Source organism: Mucilaginibacter jinjuensis (assembly GCF_028596025.1).
GTDB classification, from domain to species: domain Bacteria; phylum Bacteroidota; class Bacteroidia; order Sphingobacteriales; family Sphingobacteriaceae; genus Mucilaginibacter; species Mucilaginibacter jinjuensis.
Genome location: NZ_CP117167.1, coordinates 2,666,607 through 2,685,072, shown reverse-complemented (window position 1 = coordinate 2,685,072; position 18,466 = coordinate 2,666,607). Strand labels below are relative to the sequence as shown.

Here is an 18,466-nt window from a genome sequence, read left to right as displayed (position 1 = left end):
TTTTAGCTTGATTGTACGGTTGAAAGCTGATAGGTTGTAACTTCTTTTGGCTTATCGTTTTGAGGTAAGGTAATGGCCTTAACCGGATCATCTAAACGCACCATCGGCCCATCGGCAGCCAGCTCACTACCCTCTACCTTCGATTTAAAGATTGGCCATAGCAATTGCGCATACCATTGGTCGCCCTCGTAATGTGAAATACCGTAGGCTTTAGGATACTGGCGGGAGATATGCGCTGTACCGAAAATAATATCCCAGATAAAGAACATGTTACCGAAGTTGCCCTTGTAATAGCCGATACCATCATCGGTACTTGCTGCGTGGTGTGCATGGTGCGTAGCGGGGGTTGATATGGTACGCTCCAATACCCAGGCAATTGGGTTAAGCCACTTAATCTGGTAAAAAGGTTTATCCCACGGGATGCTCGAGTGCGCTAATGTGGTGATTGTACCTTTAATAGCCCGGATCACTACAGCCGGGATACCCAGACCGAGGTAAACCAAAGCAGTGGTTAAATAGATCTGCGAGAAGAACAGGGTATACAACAGATTCTGCCTGCTGGCCATGGCCATACCCATATACGATGCCGAGTGGTGCGTACGATGGAAACGCCATAACCAAGGAATCTCATGGTGCAAACGGTGGTACCAGTATTGCGTTAAATCATCGGCAATGGCAATAATAGCGCATCCCCAGAAGAAAGGAACCCAGTCAAAAGCGTTTTTTAATCCAGGTAAGGCCAGCGGTAAAAACTTTAATCCGAAATAGGCAAATGCGGGCTGCACAACCAGTCTTGGTAAGGTAAAGCAGGCAATATCAACCCAGCGTTCGTTTTTAGGCCATTTGCCCCGGTAAAGGCCAAATGAAAATTCTAATACCCCGATAAAAAATACCAGGAAAGGGAAACCTAAACTGTTCAGGTTCTCTATACCCTTTTTTACAAATTCAATCGTTGCTTCCATTGTTCAATGTGTTTTTCTTGTTTTCAGATTTTACGTTCTCTTTTTCATGTTGCTTTTTTTCCCAGGGGCGTTGGCCGCTTACGTAAAAAGTTGCGAACATGAGCGCGATGGGTAGTATGTAGATAAAGAGGCTCAGAATTACATTCCTTACTATCCTATCTTTGGTTTCAACTGCCATTTTCATAGTATGTCGGTTTTAATTTGGTTTCGAAATTTGTTGAGGTTCTTTATGCTTACCGGTCAGCAGCTTTTGCGTAAGCCACAGGCCACCGAAAATGATTATGAAGGGTACCAGTGTAATTACAATACCAACCAGTATTTTTTTCCCAATAATTGATACATCTGTTAGTGTCATATAATTAATTTTTTAATGGTTACAGATTTTGATTAATAGCCCGGGTTTTGTTTCAGCAGCGGGTTTAACTGCACTTCTACCAATGGAATAGGGAACAGGATGTTTTTTGAACTCGCTGCCGATTTTGCCGGGAGTTTATGCACAGCAGTCAATAAAGCCGTTTCGCCCTGACGAACCAGATCAAACCAGCGGTTTCCTTCCTGAATAAATTCTTTTCTCCGCTCCAGAAAAACAGAATCACGGAAACTGGCCTGGCTTAAACCGGCAGTAAGGTTTGCTATACCCGCCCTTGTACGAACCTTATTAATAGAGGCATAAGCATCCGGTGTTGGCGCACCGTTTAGTTCGTTTTGCACTTCAGCATACAGCAGCAATACATCCGAATAACGGATAACCGGGTAATTGATTCCGCTTTGCGCCTGTGTGGTTAATGGCGTTAAGCTATAATCCACAAACTTGTTATAGTATGGGGTATAGGCGTTGTTATAAACCACAGTTTGGCCGGTAGCGGCATTATAAACACTACTGTAGAAAGTAACAGCCCGGCGGGTATCGTTGGCGCTGTATAATTTGTAAACGCTGCTATCGGCTGGGATATCTATCGGGAAAGTGGCTGTGTTGAAGGATACAAAACTCTGACTGAGGTACTGTGTACTGTTTACCGCACCCAGATTGGTTTCGAACTGTACCGAGAAGATATGCTCTACCCCATTTTTGGTAGGTTTCTGAAAAGCATCCCTGAAATTGGGGAACAGCGCATAACCATATCCGCCATTAATAACCGTATTCAATTGTGTCAATGCATTGGCCCATTGTTTACGGGTTACATAAACCTTAGCCAGTAAAGCATGTGCAGCACCGCCTGTAGCGCGGCCAATGTTGGCACCGGTATAGCTTTTAGGCAGGTTGGTGGCGGCCTTTAAATCGGTGATAATCTGGCTGTAAACGGTATCGATGTTGGTGCGCGGTACCTGTAAGCTGCTCAAATCAATGCTGGTTGGGTTGTGCAGTATTAGCGGCACATCGCCATACAAGCGTACCAGGTTAAAGTAAAGTAGTGCCCTGATGAATTTGCTTTCGCGAACCAAACGTGCGTTGGTAGCCGTATCCATTTGAATGGCCGGGATATTATCTATAGCGATATTAGCACGGTTAATGCCGTAATAAAGCTGCTGCCAAACTTTTTGGATGCGGCTGTTTGACGATATATACGTCTCTGTACCTAATGCCCTTACATCGGGGTTGGTATTACTTGGGCTATAGATCTGATCGTCGCCTGCGTTATCGGTCAGCAAGTTAAGCTGACGTCCATACAATGGAAAATCTCCGGCAGGGTCACTATTCAATGTACTGTAAACCGCGTTAACTGCCGAGTTAGCATCAGATGCCGTTTTGTAGAATTGTGATGATACGATAACCGAGTCGGGGTTCTCGTTCAGTTTTTTGCACGACGATAATGTGCCTATAATTGCCGCCGTAAGTAGTAATATTTTATATGTTGGTTTCATGATTGTCGGTATTAAAAAGTAACATTAAGGCCAGCCAGGAACGTGCGTACCGATGGATAAGTGCCATAGTCTATCCCCTGCTTGGTGTTGTCGTTATCGTAGAAATTCACTTCCGGATCCTGGCCTGTGTATTTGGTGATGGTTACCAGGTTTTGAGCCGATACATAGATCCTCAGCTGTTTGGCATGGATGGCCGAAAGCGCGCCGCCTTTAAGCGTATAGCCAAATGAAGCGTTCTTCAGTTTCAGGTACGATGCATTTTCGATGTAGCGGTCGGTAACCTGCGGAACCGGTGAGTTAGTTGCCCTTGCAACCGTTCCGTTTGGATTTTCGGGGCTGTAACGGTTCAACAAAGTGGCCGAGGCGTTGAGCGATAATGTTGGACGTTCTAAACTCTGTTTTAACAGGTTAAACACCTTGTTGCCATACGATCCCTGGAAGAATACCGACAGGTCGAACTGTTTATAAGTAAATGTATTGGTAAAGCTGCCTGTAAACTTAGGCTGTGCACTGCCCAGGTTATGTTTATCGGCAGTGGTAATTTTGCCATCGCCGTTGGTATCAACATATTTGGTATCGCCAACTTGCTGCGGTACACCTGCCAGGAGCGGTACGCCTTTAGCAATATCACTGGCGGTTAACAAGCCATTGGTATTATATCCCCAGAAAGTACCAACCGGCAAACCCTTCTGCACAATTACCGGCGACACCTGCCCGGTTGGTGCTATCGGGAAATAACTGGTAATACCCGGCCCCAGGTTTAATACCTTGTTACGGTTAATAGCAAATACGATGTTAGATTTCCAGCTGAAACTTGCTGATTTAATGTTATCGGTATTAATACCCAACTCAATACCCTTGTTTTCTACACTACCCACGTTCTCCAGTTCGCTGGCGTAACCAGTGTATAATGGCAGTGGTACGTTAAGCAGCAGGTCGCTTGTTTTTTTGTAGTATGCATCGAAGGTTAGGCTGATGCGATTGTTGAAGAAACCTACATCAAAACCTGCATCATATTGTGTGGTAGTTTCCCATTTTAAATCGGGGTTGGCCAGTTGTATGGGTGCAATACCTGTAACCAGTGTGCTGTTGAAATAGTAATTGGTTGGCGCTAATGAAGCCAGTGAACTGTATGGTGGCACTTCGGAGTTACCGGTTTTACCTGCGCTTAAGCGGATCTTTAAATCGTTAACCGTTTTAGTGGCCGATTTAAAGAAGTCTTCCCTGGCAGCATTCCATGAGAAACCTACCGACGGGAAATACCCCCATTTGTTATTGGCTCCCAGTTTTGATGAACCATCTGCACGCTCAGACAGGGTTAAGTTATACTTGTGCTGATACGAATAATTGATCCTGGCCAGGTATGAGTTTAATGCAGAACTATTACTGCTTGACGCTGGCAGATTGGCAACACCGGCGTAAGATAGGTTATGATACGATGTTAAATCGTTCGGAAACTTTTGCGCACTGGCAACAGATGATTCGTTCTTTGAATACTGGGTAGTATAACCCGCCAGCACATTCAGGAAATGATCTTCGTTAAAAGTATGGGTATAGGTTAATGTGTTTTCATTTAACCAGCTTAATGAGTTACCCGAGCCAATAGAGGCATAACCACTGGTTGCATAACCATTTGATGCACCAGCCGGTGAGCCGGTAAATGATGGTGCATAATAATCCTGCGCAGTATTTAACAGGTCTACACCACCGGTTATCTTCAATACCAGGTCGCTGCCAAATTTGTATTCCCCGGCTACATTACCCAGTATACGGTTTAAGGTAGTTTTATTAGTGGTGGCAGTAATATCCTGCAATGGATTGGTTGGCGTTACGTTGTAAGGATTGGTGGTATTGTAAGTGCCATTGGCATTATAGATAGCTGCAATTGGCGATGTTAGCAGCAGGTTGGAGTAGGCACTGCTAAAATTAATGCTGTTATAAGCACTGCCGTACAACTTATTCTCTAATGATTGGCTACCGAACAAGTTGGTAGAGATCTTAAAGTTATCGGTTACGTTTTTTTCATAATTAACGCGTGCCGAATATCTTTTAAAGCCTGTGTTCTGCACCGTTCCTTGCTGGTTAAAGTAATCGCCAGAGATTAAGTAACGGGATCTTTCATCACCGCCAGAGATGGTTAACTCATCATTTAAAACCGGGGCACTGCGCAAAGCAGAATTTTGCCAGTCGGACCCTGCACCCACAGCCGCAATCTGGCTGGCGCTGAAAGTTTTGGCTACACCATCGCTCAGGTTAATATCGTTTACTAACTGTTCCCACTGCGAACCATTTAGCAGGTCAAGCTTTTTAGCTACCCGCTGTGTACCGTAATAGGTATTGAAATTGATATTGCTCGTACCTTTTTTACCGCGTTTAGTTGTGATAATTACCACACCGTTAGCACCATGCGAACCGTAAATAGCTGTAGCCGAAGCATCTTTTAAAACCTCGATAGACTCAATATCATTTGGGTTGATGGTTGATAACGCATTTACACTCGTGCCGTTAGAGCCCACATTGGCATTGTCATTATTGTTATAGATAATAAAGCCATCAATCACATATAAAGGCGCGTTACCGAAGGATATAGAGTTACCTCCCCTGATACGAATATTGGCCGTACTACCCGGCTGACCGGAATTTTGGGTTACTGCAACGCCCGATACTGAACCTTGCAGCAAGTTATCGAAAGTAGCTACCGGCTGAGCCAGAATGTTTTTGGGCACAGAACCGATTGAGCCGGTTACATCGCTCTTTTTCTGTGTACCGTAACCAACTACAACCACATCGTTCAGCTGGTTAATATCTTCTTTTAAGTAAATAGTAATGGGGCTGCCATTGGCAACAACCTCTTGTTTTACATAACCTATAAAGGTGATGGTTAATGTATAGGGGAATTTTTGACCGGTTATAAAGCTGAACTTTCCGTTGGCATCGGCTGATACCGAGTGTGTTGTTCCGTTGATGGAAAGTGTTGCGCCAGGTAATGGCCTTTTAGTAGTGGCATCGAGCACCGTACCATGCAAGGTTGAATTGATGAGCGGCTGCGTTGTTTGTTGAGCGGTTGCCAGCTGTATCCACAAAGCATAGATCAGCATTAACACCCCACTCTTTAAGTAGAAATGTTTCATTAGAAATTAAAATGTAATAAGTGAATTCACAGCATGACCAATGGCCCTACCGTAAAAAAATCAAGAAATATGTTTGGGAAAAAGAACTGCTATCAGGACGATATGGCAGTATTAGCAACAACAGCTACAACAGATAGGAAGTACAGAGGCAAGATGTTTGACGTTTTGGGGCTCAACGGCAAAGGGCGAAAAGGAGGACGGTTGAAACGTTGATAACCGCCTCTGTATAAGTACATTTGTTTTCATAAATCAAATGTAGATAAATTCTATAGAATTAGTATACATTATTTATACTTTTAATAAATAATTGATAAATAGATCACTTAAATAAAATTTTTGAAAAAAAACGAGCCGCATTAAACACATAAATATGATTATGCTTTTTTGAAGAGTTAAATATCAAATGAAATAAAATCAAGAGTGGCTCAATTATTACACTGAATTTGTCCATAAATTATTTGGTGGACCAGAATTTATGCCAACTTCGTCATTGCATGGATCGCTCATTCTATCCGGATGCTCTTATGCTTACAACTTAAAACGAAAAAAGCCTGTAAATTTTTGATTCACAGGCTTTTGTTACTTTTGATAGTACTTTTGGCGGTGAGGGAGGGATTCGAACCCTCGGTACAGTTTCCCGTACGTCAGTTTAGCAAACTGATCCTTTCGGCCTCTCAGGCACCTCACCTTTTTTGTTTTAAGTACTATCCCCCGTTTTGGGTCTGCAAATATAGTAAAACAGAAAACGCCGCAAAATAAATTTTCAGATTTTTAATAATCAATTCGCACGTGGTATATGCTCATGAGCATTTTTTTGAAAATATCCTTAATGGTTTGCAGGTCTTTCAGGGTGATGTCGCTATCGTTAAGTTGCCCCTGATCAAGCTTATAGCTCACAATCCGGTCGACCAGATTACTGATAGATTGGGCATCCGGCTCGCGTAAAGATCGTGAAGCAGCTTCTACAGAATCTGCTAACATTAACACCCCGGTTTCTTTAGAAAACGGTATCGGGCCCGGATAACGGAAGATATTTTCGTCAATTCCCTTCTCAGGATAGTTCTTTAGGAACGATTGATAGAAGTAATCCACCCTCGTATTGCCATGATGCGTGCGTATAAAGTCGATCACAATCTCCGGCAAACCATGTTTCCGCGCCAGCTCTGCCCCTTTACTTACGTGGCGGATGATGATCTGGGCGCTTTCCTCATAAGGCAGCTTATCATGCGGGTTAAAGCCCGAGCTTTGGTTCTCTATAAAATACAGTGGATTTTCCAGCTTACCAATATCATGGTACAAGGCCCCTGCCCTAACCAGTAAGGCATTACCGCCAATACTGTAAATTGCATTCTCGGCCAGGTTGGCTACCTGTAACGAGTGCTGAAAGGTTCCCGGCGCACTAAAAGCAAGCTCTCGCAATAACGTGGCGTTGGTATTGGTCAACTCTATCAGCGTAATTTCTGATGTAATACCAAATACACGCTCGAACGCATAAATAAGCGGGTAAGCCAGCAAGGTTAATAATACACTTACTACAAACGGAAAGAAATCCATCCAGTCGATAGCCAGGAAACTACCCTCGCGGATGAAAGAGATCCCCAGAAACGCTATAAAATAGTTGAAAGTGATTATGGCTGCCGATGTTAAAAACTGATCTCTTCTGATCAGGTTTTTGATGCTATAAATAGCCACCATACCAGAACTGATCTCAAAAAAGGCAAACTCGAAGCTATTGGGCACAAAGAAACCCGCAACCATTATTACCAGTAAGTGGATGTTTAATGCCAGGCGGGTATCAAACAGTATCCGGATAATAATAGGGACTATACAATAAGGTATATAATATAAATTAGGCAGCTGCAGCCTGATAGCCCACGAAAGCGTGGCCAGCATGGCCGTAATTACCAGCAAAATAAGCCCTACAAGGCGGTTATCATAATAAATATCTTTTCGAAACAGGTAAAGGAAAACGATAAGCAGCGTTATTACTATTGAAACCAGTAAAAACTGGCCCAGCAGCACCAGGCTACGATTGCCATTGATACGCGCGTTATCTTCAAAAGCTTTTTTATAGGATTCGAGCTTTTGATATACATCATTATTAATAACCGAACCTTTAATTACAATTACCTCACCCTTTTGCACCATACCACTTGTTTCCGATAAGCCCTCGAGCACTTCCTTTTCTAAGCGGTTGGTTAGCTTGTCATCATAAATGAGGTTATTTTGCACCCGGTTTTGCAGCATATTCAGCAGAAATGCTTTATCGAGCGTTGTTGTATTCAGTACTTTTTCGCAATAGGCAAGCGCCTGTTCTTTAGTATATAGGTCGGCTGTATTCTTCTCGCTGGCTACGTTATGGTTGAGTATGGTAACCGGGTAGTTATCTGCATTATGCTGATATTTAACATTCAGGGTCAATACGCCTTTATCATAAATATCGCCCAACAGGTTAAGGCCAACGGTTAGGTAACGGGGTTTAAGATGATCGTTTATGCCGGCATCGTGCCATTTAATTTCAAAATCATTTTTAAAGCCGTCTTCCTGCTCTTCCTTAATATCACTATCGAGTTGGTATACCGGTTTAATGGTTTTTAATGCCGATGCTTTATCACTCTCTATCTCCTGCGTGGTTTTAAGAATGGCGAAATTGTAGGGAGAGATCAGATCCTTCTGGTTCCAAATGCGACCTTTTTCATACTCGTACCTGAATTTGGCTTGTTTGGGCAGCGTAAAAACAATTACACATATACTCGTCAGGATCATGATGACCTTCAGATTACGTGCGTATTTACGCAGAAGAGCCTTTTGGCGCGAAGATGAAAGTGTAGCCATTGAATTTATTAACCCACAAAATTAAGAAAGTTTCGCCCAATAAGTTTAAACACGTAAATTAACTATGTAAGCTATTGATACATTACGCAATCTTATCTTAGTTATTGTTTAAATACCAGTCGTAAACAATCTCAAGCCCTTGTTTAAAAGAATATTCGCATTCGTATCCAATCGTATCTTTTATTTTCTCGATACTGGCGAGCGAGTGTTTAACATCGCCCATACGTTCCTGCCGGTATGTAGGCTGCAAATCTTTGCCTGTAGTTTCCTGTAAAAGCGTAATAACACCATTTAAATCAATCTGGCTTCCGCATGCCACGTTAAATATCTCATGTTGAGCAAGCCCTGTGTACAGCATCGATTTAATATTGGCTTGTACCGCATTAGCCACAAAGGTAAAATCGCGGCTGGTTTTGCCGTCGCCATTAATAAGCGGTTGCGTACCTTCTATAAAAGCCTTGCAAAAAATCGGGATAACGGCAGCATAAGGATTATCCGGGTTTTGCTTGGGGCCAAAAACATTAAAATATCTTAAACCGATGGTATGGCATCCATATACTTTACTAAACACATCGGCATACATTTCATTAACCGCTTTGGTTACCGCATAAGGCGATAGCGGGTCGCCTTCTTCGCCTTCAACCTTTGGTAAAATTGTACTGTCCCCATAAGTAGATGATGAAGCAGCGTATATCATTCTTTTAACAGATGGGGTATCTTTAACCGCAGTAAGCATGTTTAAAAACCCGGATATATTTACGTCATTAGTAGTAATAGGATCGGCAATAGAGCGTGGTACAGAACCCAGCGCTGCCTGGTGACTCACATACTCAATACCCTGCAGGGTGGCTTTACAGGTATCCAGATCTCTGATATCACCTTCAATAAATTCGAAATTTTTGAGGCCGATAAATTCTTCTATGTTACTGTAATAGCCGTTTGATAAGTTATCGAGCACCCGTACTAAGCCTGCGCCATGGTTAATAAGATATTGTACCAGGTTACTGCCAATAAAACCGGCGCCGCCGGTTATTAAAAAAGTATGCGACGATAAATCGCCTTCGTGATACTTTGAATTATACAGGTTCATGCATTAATAAATATTAGGAAAACAGGAGCCGTAGTCTTAAATTATTTGGAATCGCATCAAGCTCAATATTACTCATATTTCTGATAATTTAATGTTATCTATAAAAACATTAATTGGCGAAATTAAAATTTTTCTTCCGCTATATTAATTATACTGTTTTATGTGTTTAATAAAAGGGGGTTATTGCTTTTATCCATCGCAACAAAAAGGCTAAATTGCGCCACCAATTTATAATACAATAAACATGAAAGATGTATATATAGTTGCTGCAACCCGTACCGCAATAGGTAGCTTCGGGGGCAGCCTTACTCCTTTTACGGCAACCCAACTGGGTGCTTTAGCTATTAAAACAGCCGTTGAAAAGGCAGGTATCAAGCCAGAGCATGTGCAGGAAGTTTATATGGGTAACGTGATGTCGGCCAATTTGGGGCAGGCACCGGCAACCCAGGCCGTGCGTTTTGCAGGTTTACCAGATATTCCGGCCACTACTATTAATAAGGTATGTGCATCGGGCATGAAAGCCATTATGCTGGCCGCCCAAAGTATTGCCCTGGGCGAACAGGATATTATTGTAGCAGGCGGAATGGAAAGCATGAGCAACGTACCTTATTATCTGGATAAGGCCCGTACCGGTTATCGCTTAGGCCACGGCCAGATTACCGATGGGCTGGTGAAAGATGGTTTATGGGATGTTTACAATGATTACCACATGGGTTCGGCAGCCGAACTTTGCGCTACCGAATGCCATATCAGCCGCGAAGACCAGGATGCTTACGCGATTGAATCATACCAGCGCTCGCAAAAAGCACAGGCAGATGGTAAGTTTTCGGCAGAGATTACTCCTATCGAAATTAAGGACAAAAAAGGAAACGTAGTTGTTTTTGATACCGACGAAGAACCTGCTACAGTTAAATACGATAAAGTACCGGGGCTGAAACCTGTTTTTGATAAACAGGGCACCGTAACAGCGGCCAATGCATCGAGCCTGAATGATGGTGCTGCTGCTTTGGTATTAATGAGTAAAGAACGTGCAGAAGCTCTCGGCGTAAAACCCCTTGCCCGCATTGTATCTTATGCCGATGCACAGCAGGCTCCCGAGTGGTTTACCACTGCTCCATCAAAAGCTATCCCGCTTGCGTTACACCGAGCAGGTTTAAGCGCTGACGAGATTGATTACTTCGAAATTAACGAGGCATTCTCTGTAGTTTCTATCGCCAACAACCAGATTTTAAAACTCGATCCGGCAAAAGTGAATGTAAACGGTGGCGCCGTGTCATTAGGGCATCCGCTGGGTGCTTCGGGTGCGCGGATTATTGTAACTTTGCTGCATGTTCTCCAACAAAACAACGCCCGCTACGGCGCTGCAGGAATTTGTAACGGCGGTGGCGGTGCCAGCGCAATGGTTATCGAAAATTTGCGTTAATAGGTTTATGATCAAACGACTGTTAATCTGTTTATTAACATTTAGTCCGGTTTTACTGTTGGCACAGGTACGGCCACAAAAAAGTGCTTATGCTACCTATCAGGATAGCCTGAAGCATCTGGGCTTTAAAATGATAAATAATGAAGAAGATCTGGAACGTAAAAACGCCAATTACGCCTTTATTAAAACCCTAACGGCAACTTTAAAGCTTCCGGGATCATTTAACTTCAAGTTCGATTCTGTTAAAACCATTAGCATTGTTACCTCGCCCGATAGCCGGTTCCGCATTTTTAGCTGGCATGTAATGAATGACGACGGTAGCTACCGTTTTTACGGCACCATCCAGATGAATACCGGCACTGCGCCGCTAGAGATGTACCCGCTGGCCGATTATTCGCCTTTTATGGCTAACCCGCAAGATACCGTAACTGATAATACACATTGGTATGGTGCGCAATACTACCAGATTATCCCGGTAGCCGCGGCTACTCCTTATTATGTACTGTTGGGATGGAAAGGCAATACCGTAAAATCGACCAAGAAAGTAATTGAGGCTTTAACCTTTAAAAACGGCAAACCCGTTTTAGGGATACCGGTATTTGCCGATAAATTAGGACCAAAGGACAGGATTGTTTTCGAATATTCGCGTCAGGCATCAATGATGTTAAAGTATATCCCCGAACAGCATATCATTGTTGCTGATCACCTCTCGCCTCCTGATAAAAGGTTTGTGGGTAAGCCTGATACCTACGGCCCCGACCTGAGTTATGATGCTTATCGCTTACGAAACGGACAATGGCAATTGCAGGAAAACATAGATTTGCGCAATGTTTCCTCGCCCGACGATACCGACATAGACCCCAAAAAACAAGCCCGGCAAGACAGGGCCGCTGCCAGCGCAGGGCATAATTAATTGATGTACATTACATTATCAGAAGTAATAGTAAGCACCAGGTGTGTTAACAGAATTAAATTTTGATTTGCGAGATTTATCCTATTTTTAGAAAATTTTTTTATAGTATTTTATGAGTACAGAACCAGAATTAGCGTTAGACCCCAATTTCATAGAACAATCGCCAAAAGGCCATCCTAAAGGGCTTTACGTATTGTTCTCCACCGAGATGTGGGAGCGGTTTAACTTTTATGGTATGCGGGCCTTGCTTACCTTGTTTCTGGTAAATGCACTTGCTTTCTCAGATAAAGACGCTGCCATTATTTACGGTGGCTTTTTGGGCCTTTGTTATTTAACCCCAATGCTGGGCGGCTACATAGCCGATCAATTTTTAGGTAACCGTAACTGTATTATTTTAGGCGGCTTTGTGATGGGCCTTGGCCAGTTGCTGATGTTTTTAAGCGGCTCGCTTTATGGAAGCAACCTCGACCTTGCCAAATTGGTAATGTGGGGAGCACTGGCCGTTTTAATATTCGGTAACGGTTTTTTTAAACCCAACATTTCATCAATGGTGGGGATGTTGTATAAAAAAGGCGATTCGCGCCTCGATTCAGCATTTACCATCTTTTATATGGGTATTAACGTAGGTGCGCTTTTAGGTATGGCTATCTGCCCGCTTTTGGGAGATGTTAAACATGGCGAAATACGTGTTGTAGAAGCTTTTAAATGGGGTTTCCTGGCAGCAGGTTTAGCCATGACCTTAGGAACCGTGTTATTTATTTTTCTTAAAAATAAATATGTAACCGCTCCCGATGGCTCTGCAGTGGGTGCCAAACCGTCACATAATGCATCAACCCTGAGCCCAACAGGTGAAGCAGAAAAAGCAAATTTTTCAAAGGGATCAATATTAGGTGTTGCGGTATTAATGGTAGTACTTTTCTTCGGTATCCATTATGTATCAATCGATCCTAACCCTATTAAGAGCTGGGTATATCCATTTATCTACGCATCTGGTATCAGCTTAGCGGTATTAATCCTTACCGATAAATCGATCACCAAAACAGAGCGCGACCGTATTTTTGTATTGTATATCGTAGCCTTTTTCGTAATCTTCTTCTGGTCGGCATTTGAGCAGGCAGGTTCATCACTAACCTTTGTGGCCGATAAACAGACCGACACACACATTTTTGGCTGGCAAATGCCGCCAAGCGCAGTACAAAATGCCAACTCATTCTTCATTATTGTGTTTGCATTGCCGTTCAGTTGGTTGTGGTTAAAACTGCAGAAGAGAGGATTAGAGCCAATTTCTCCGGTTAAACAAGCAATAGGCCTTTTATTATTAGCCATCGGTTATTATATCATCGCTATAGAAATTAAACCTATCGGTAATACCGGTAAAATTGCTGTAGTATGGTTATTTGTAATGTACCTGTTCCATACCCTGGGCGAATTATGTTTATCACCAATCGGTTTATCACTGGTATCTAAATTGGCCCCTAAACGTTTTTCGTCATTACTAATGGGTGTTTGGTTCTTGGGTAATGCTGCGGGTTATGCCTTAGCGGGTACTTTAGGTTCTATTATCCCTCCAACTGGTGATAAATTTACGTTAGCCTCATCAAAAGGCATTGATTTGCAAGGTATACTCGATGGTAAAATTACAGCTACCGCGCAGCAAATTGCAGAATTGGCTAAAGACAAGATAGACATCCACTACCCTACTTTTGCGGGCTTTACAATCCATAATCTTTATGAGTTTTTCATGGTTTTCGTAATCTTGTCAGGAGTTGCATCAATCGTTTTATTCCTGATTTCGGGCTTTTTGAAAAAAATGATGCACGGTGTCAGATAATTTACAAATTAAATAGCAATTATTTAAGATATTTGAAGCCGTGTAATAGTACACGGCTTTTTTATTTCGTCAAGCATATCAATTTAACCGGTGCCCGACAGTTTAGTTATTATCCCTACCTACAATGAAAAGGAAAATATCGAACGGATGATCCGTAAGGTATTTTCGCTTACTCATGACTTTCATTTGCTCATCATTGATGATGGTTCGCCCGATGGTACAGCCAATATTGTGAAAAACCTGCAATACGAGTATCCTCATAAATTATTTATCGAAGAACGTGCCGGCAAACAAGGCTTAGGTACTGCATACATCCATGGTTTTAGATGGGCTATTAAACATAGCTACGACTATATTTTTGAGATGGATGCCGATTTTTCGCACAATCCCGAAGACCTAATTAAGCTACGCCAGGCTTGTATCGATGGTGCCGATGTTGCCGTGGGTTCGCGCTATATTAAAGGCGTAAATGTGGTTAACTGGCCAATGAGCCGTGTGCTGATGAGTTATTTTGCATCGGTATACGTACGCTTTATTACAGGCATTGATGTGCGGGATTCTACTGCTGGTTTTGTTGGCTACAAAAGCCGCGTGTTTGATGTGCTTAACCTCGACAAGATTAAATTTGTAGGCTATGCCTTCCAGATTGAAATGAAGTATACGGCTATTAAACATGGCTTTAAACTGGTAGAAATACCTATCATTTTTACCGACCGTACCGAAGGCACCTCCAAAATGTCGACCGGTATTTTCCGCGAAGCCTTTATCGGTGTTATACAGATGAAGATCAATAGCATTTTCAGGAAGTATCCGGAAGGATAAAAATTTAGTTTTGAATGAGTGAATTAGTGAGTTTTGAATTTTCTTACTCACTAATTCACTAACTCAGTCCCTCACTCATTGATTTTTTTGCTAATTTCGTTGGTAATGAATGAGCATCTTGATCCCGACCGCGAACGCCTTTCACCTACCGAGCGCGACATTGAAAAAGTGTTACGGCCGCAGGCATTTGAAGACTTTACCGGTCAGCATAAAATATTAGCCAACCTACGGATCTTTGTACAGGCCGCCCGCCAGCGTGGTGAAGCGCTTGACCATGTTTTACTGCATGGCCCCCCGGGTTTGGGTAAAACTACTCTGTCGCATATTATTGCCAATGAGATGGGCGTGGGTATCAAGATCACATCCGGCCCGGTACTGGATAAACCCGGCGATTTGGCCGGATTATTAACCAACCTGGAAGCCGGCGATATTTTATTTATTGATGAAATTCACCGTCTTAGCCCATTGGTTGAAGAGTATCTGTACTCGGCCATGGAGGATTTTAAGATAGATATTATGCTCGAATCTGGCCCTAATGCCCGTTCGGTACAGATCTCTTTAAATCCGTTTACTTTGGTTGGTGCTACCACCCGTTCGGGCTTGTTAACAGCTCCACTTCGTGCACGTTTCGGTATTAATTCGAGGTTAGAGTATTATGATGCCAAGTTGCTCACTACCATTGTACTTCGTTCATCAGATATATTAAAAACACCTATCAGCGATGAAGGTGCTTATGAAATTGCCCGCCGCAGCCGTGGTACGCCGCGTATTGCCAACGCCCTGCTGCGCCGCACACGCGATTTTGCCCAGATAAAGGGTAATGGTACTATAGATACCGACATTGCCCAATATGCCTTGAATGCCCTTAATGTAGATGAACATGGTTTAGATGAAATGGACAATAAGATATTGGTTACCATTATCCAAAAGTTTAAAGGCGGCCCTGTTGGTTTAAAAACCATTGCTACTGCCGTTGGGGAGGATGAGGGCACTATTGAAGAAGTTTACGAACCCTTTTTAATACAGGAAGGCTACCTGATGCGTACTGCTCGCGGCCGCGAGGTTACTGATTTTGCCTACAAACACTTAGGCATATTAAGGACAGGCGGAACAGGTACTTTGTTTTAGCAAAACGCTTTAACATTTTAAATTGACGCGTTTATATAGCGTATCAATTTTTTATCAGATATAGCTAAAACGTTTTATTAATTGCGTTAAAACACGCTATCGGATACGTCGTAGTGTTATATTTGCTATTCTATCAGCTCCGATTAATGAAAAAACTATTTCTACCCGTGTTGCTGTTTGCAGCACTTAACACCTTTGCCCAGCAAGTAAACAAAATTACAGACCCAGCCGACTGGGTAAACCCTTTAATGGGTAGCCAATCAAAAGTCGACCTATCTAACGGTAACACCTACCCTGCCATTGCGCTACCCTGGGGTATGAACACATGGAGCCCACAAACCGGCACAATGGGGAACGGCTGGATGTACACTTATGATGCCGATAAAATTCGTGGCTTTAAACAAACGCACCAGCCATCGCCCTGGATGAATGATTATGGCCAGTTTGCCATTATGCCTGTTACCGGTAAAGCCAAGTTTACGCAAGACGATCGCGCCAGCTGGTTTAGCCACAAAGCAGAAATCTCCAAACCCTACTATTACAGCGTTTACCTGGCCGATGCCGATGTAACTACTGAAATAACCCCTACAGAACGGGCAGCACAGTTCCGCTTCACCTTCCCGAAAACGGATAGTTCATTTATTGTGGTTGATCCGTTTAACAGGGGTTCATACATTAAAATTCTGCCTAAAGAGCAAAAGATAATTGGTTACACCACCCGTTATGCACGCGGTAAGTACACCAACTTTAAAAACTACTTTGTGATTTATGTAGATAAACCCTTTACCTATAACCGTACCTGGCATGGCAAAACCTTTGCCGGTGCAGATACTCTGGAGTTACAGAACGACCATGCGGGTGCCATCATAGGCTTTAAAACAGTTAAAGGCGAGCAGGTGCATTTACGTGTGGCTTCCTCATTCATCAGCTCAGAACAAGCCGAACTGAATTTGAAACGCGAGCTGGCTAACGATAGCTTCGATGCAACCAAACAAAAAGCGCATGATGTTTGGAATAAAACCCTAAGTCGTATTAATGTAGAAGGTGGTTCGGTAGATCAAACACGTACATTTTACTCGTGCCTGTACCGCATGCTGTTTTTCCCGAATAAGCTTTACGAGATTAATGCCAAGAACGAGATTGTGCACTGGAGCCCCTACAATGGCAAGATACTGCCGGGTTATATGTTTGCCGGTACCGGTTTCTGGGATACTTTCAGGGCGTTGTATCCTTTCTTAAACCTCATGTATCCATCTATCAACAAAGAGATGCAGGAAGGCCTGATTAACGATTACAAAGAGGGCGGCTGGTTGCCCGAGTGGAGCAGCCCCGGTTATGCCGATATTATGGTGGGCAATAACTCAGCTTCGGTAGTGTCTGATGCTTACGCCAAAGGACTGCGTGGTTATGATATTAATAAGTTGTACGAAGCTTTAATTCACGGTGCTAATAACGAAGGCCCGATCTCGGCAGTGGGTCGCTATGGTGTTAAATATTATAACGAACTGGGCTATGTACCTTATGATGTTAAGATTGACGAAAACGCTGCTCGCACCATTGAGTATGCTTATGATGATTTTGCGATTTACCAGTTGGGTAAAGCCTTACATCGCCCTAAAGAAGAAACTGACCTGTATAAAAACCGTGCGCTGAACTATAAAAACCTGTTCGACCTGCAAACCGGGTTAATGCGTGGTAAAAACAAGGATGGCAGTTGGGAAACGCCATTTAACCCTTTTAAATGGGGCGATGCTTTTACCGAGGGCAACAGCTGGCACTACTCGTGGGGCGTTTTGCACGACATGAACGGCTTAATTAAGCTAATGGGCGGTAAAGAAAAATTCACCAACAAACTGGATTCTTTGTTTTCATTACCACCAATATTTGATGACAGTTATTATGGCGAAGTGATCCACGAGATCCGCGAAATGCAGATTATGAACATGGGCCAGTATGCACACGGTAATCAGCCAATTCAGCATGCCATTTATTTGTACAATTATGCTGGCCAGCCATGGAAAACCCAATACTGGGCCCGCGAAGCCATGAACCGTTTATACAAAGCAACACCAGATGGCTATTGCGGCGATGAGGATAATGGCCAAACTTCGGCCTGGTATGTATTCTCGGCATTGGGCTTCTACCCGGTTTGCCCCGCGGTGGATCAGTACGTACTTGGTGCGCCATTGTTCAAAAAGGTTACGCTTAATTTAGAAAATGGTAAAACAGTTGTTATTAATGCACCTGCTAACAGTGCTACCAACAAATACGTTAAGGCGATGCAATACAATGGCAAACCTTACGATTTAAACTGGTTAAGCCATAGCGGGTTAATGCAGGGCGCTGTTATTAATTTCGATATGTCGGCCCAACCTAATAAAACCCGTGGAACTAAGGAAACATCGTTCCCATATTCTATGTCGTTACAGGGCGATAAATAATATTTACCCATAAATATAAAGCGCCAT

The 18,466-nt window shown here is 43.0% G+C and carries 13 protein-coding genes and 1 tRNA gene; 6 read left to right on the top strand and 8 right to left on the bottom strand.

Going from position 1 to position 18,466, the window contains the following annotated elements; translation table 11 throughout:
* Nucleotides 1-2 precede the first annotated feature (2 nt).
* The 8 genes from PQO05_RS12155 to PQO05_RS12120 form a co-directional block, all read right to left on the bottom strand.
* Nucleotides 3-962, bottom strand: a complete 960-nt coding sequence (locus PQO05_RS12155; RefSeq protein WP_273633184.1) for a sterol desaturase family protein — start codon at nucleotides 960-962, stop codon at nucleotides 3-5.
* A complete protein-coding gene (locus tag PQO05_RS12150) occupies nucleotides 946-1,146 on the bottom strand; it encodes a preprotein translocase subunit YajC (RefSeq protein WP_273633183.1) in 201 nt (66 codons plus the stop codon). Before PQO05_RS12150 ends, PQO05_RS12155 begins: the two co-directional genes overlap by 17 nt.
* 12 nt (nucleotides 1,147-1,158) lie before the next feature.
* On the bottom strand, nucleotides 1,159-1,317 hold the full coding sequence (locus PQO05_RS12145) for a hypothetical protein (RefSeq protein ID WP_273633182.1): 159 nt from the start codon (nucleotides 1,315-1,317) through the stop codon (nucleotides 1,159-1,161).
* Between the two features lie 32 nt (nucleotides 1,318-1,349).
* On the bottom strand, nucleotides 1,350-2,825 hold the full coding sequence (locus PQO05_RS12140) for a RagB/SusD family nutrient uptake outer membrane protein (protein WP_273633181.1): 1,476 nt from the start codon (nucleotides 2,823-2,825) through the stop codon (nucleotides 1,350-1,352).
* An 11-nt stretch (nucleotides 2,826-2,836) separates the two neighbouring features.
* Nucleotides 2,837-5,956, bottom strand: a complete 3,120-nt coding sequence (locus PQO05_RS12135; protein ID WP_273633180.1) for a SusC/RagA family TonB-linked outer membrane protein — start codon at nucleotides 5,954-5,956, stop codon at nucleotides 2,837-2,839.
* Nucleotides 5,957-6,554: 598 nt separating this feature from the next.
* A tRNA-Ser gene (locus PQO05_RS12130) sits at nucleotides 6,555-6,644 on the bottom strand.
* A gap of 83 nt (nucleotides 6,645-6,727) precedes the next feature.
* Entirely contained in the window at nucleotides 6,728-8,791 is a 2,064-nt protein-coding gene (locus tag PQO05_RS12125; protein WP_273633179.1) for an HD family phosphohydrolase, read from the bottom strand.
* Nucleotides 8,792-8,888: 97 nt separating this feature from the next.
* Nucleotides 8,889-9,881: an SDR family oxidoreductase gene (locus tag PQO05_RS12120; protein ID WP_273633178.1), complete on the bottom strand. Its 993-nt coding sequence runs from the start codon at nucleotides 9,879-9,881 to the stop codon at nucleotides 8,889-8,891.
* 244 nt (nucleotides 9,882-10,125) lie between these two features.
* On the opposite strand from PQO05_RS12120, the gene PQO05_RS12115 reads away from it, so the two are divergent.
* From PQO05_RS12115 to PQO05_RS12090, 6 genes are all read left to right on the top strand, one after another.
* Complete coding sequence (locus tag PQO05_RS12115) at nucleotides 10,126-11,304, top strand: acetyl-CoA C-acyltransferase (protein WP_273633177.1); 1,179 nt, start codon at nucleotides 10,126-10,128, stop codon at nucleotides 11,302-11,304.
* Nucleotides 11,305-11,311: 7 nt separating this feature from the next.
* The gene (locus tag PQO05_RS12110) at nucleotides 11,312-12,217 is read left to right on the top strand and encodes a hypothetical protein (protein WP_273633176.1); all 906 of its coding nucleotides are present in this window, start codon (nucleotides 11,312-11,314) and stop codon (nucleotides 12,215-12,217) included.
* A 112-nt stretch (nucleotides 12,218-12,329) separates the two neighbouring features.
* Nucleotides 12,330-14,048, top strand: coding sequence for a peptide MFS transporter (locus tag PQO05_RS12105; RefSeq protein ID WP_273633175.1), 1,719 nt, complete (start codon nucleotides 12,330-12,332; stop codon nucleotides 14,046-14,048).
* A 90-nt stretch (nucleotides 14,049-14,138) separates the two neighbouring features.
* Complete coding sequence (locus PQO05_RS12100; protein WP_273633174.1) at nucleotides 14,139-14,870, top strand: polyprenol monophosphomannose synthase; 732 nt, start codon at nucleotides 14,139-14,141, stop codon at nucleotides 14,868-14,870.
* A 105-nt stretch (nucleotides 14,871-14,975) separates the two neighbouring features.
* Nucleotides 14,976-15,998: a Holliday junction branch migration DNA helicase RuvB gene (gene ruvB, locus PQO05_RS12095; protein WP_273633173.1), complete on the top strand. Its 1,023-nt coding sequence runs from the start codon at nucleotides 14,976-14,978 to the stop codon at nucleotides 15,996-15,998.
* Nucleotides 15,999-16,144: 146 nt separating this feature from the next.
* A complete protein-coding gene (locus PQO05_RS12090; protein WP_273633172.1) occupies nucleotides 16,145-18,439 on the top strand; it encodes a GH92 family glycosyl hydrolase in 2,295 nt (764 codons plus the stop codon).
* Nucleotides 18,440-18,466: the final 27 nt, after the last annotated feature.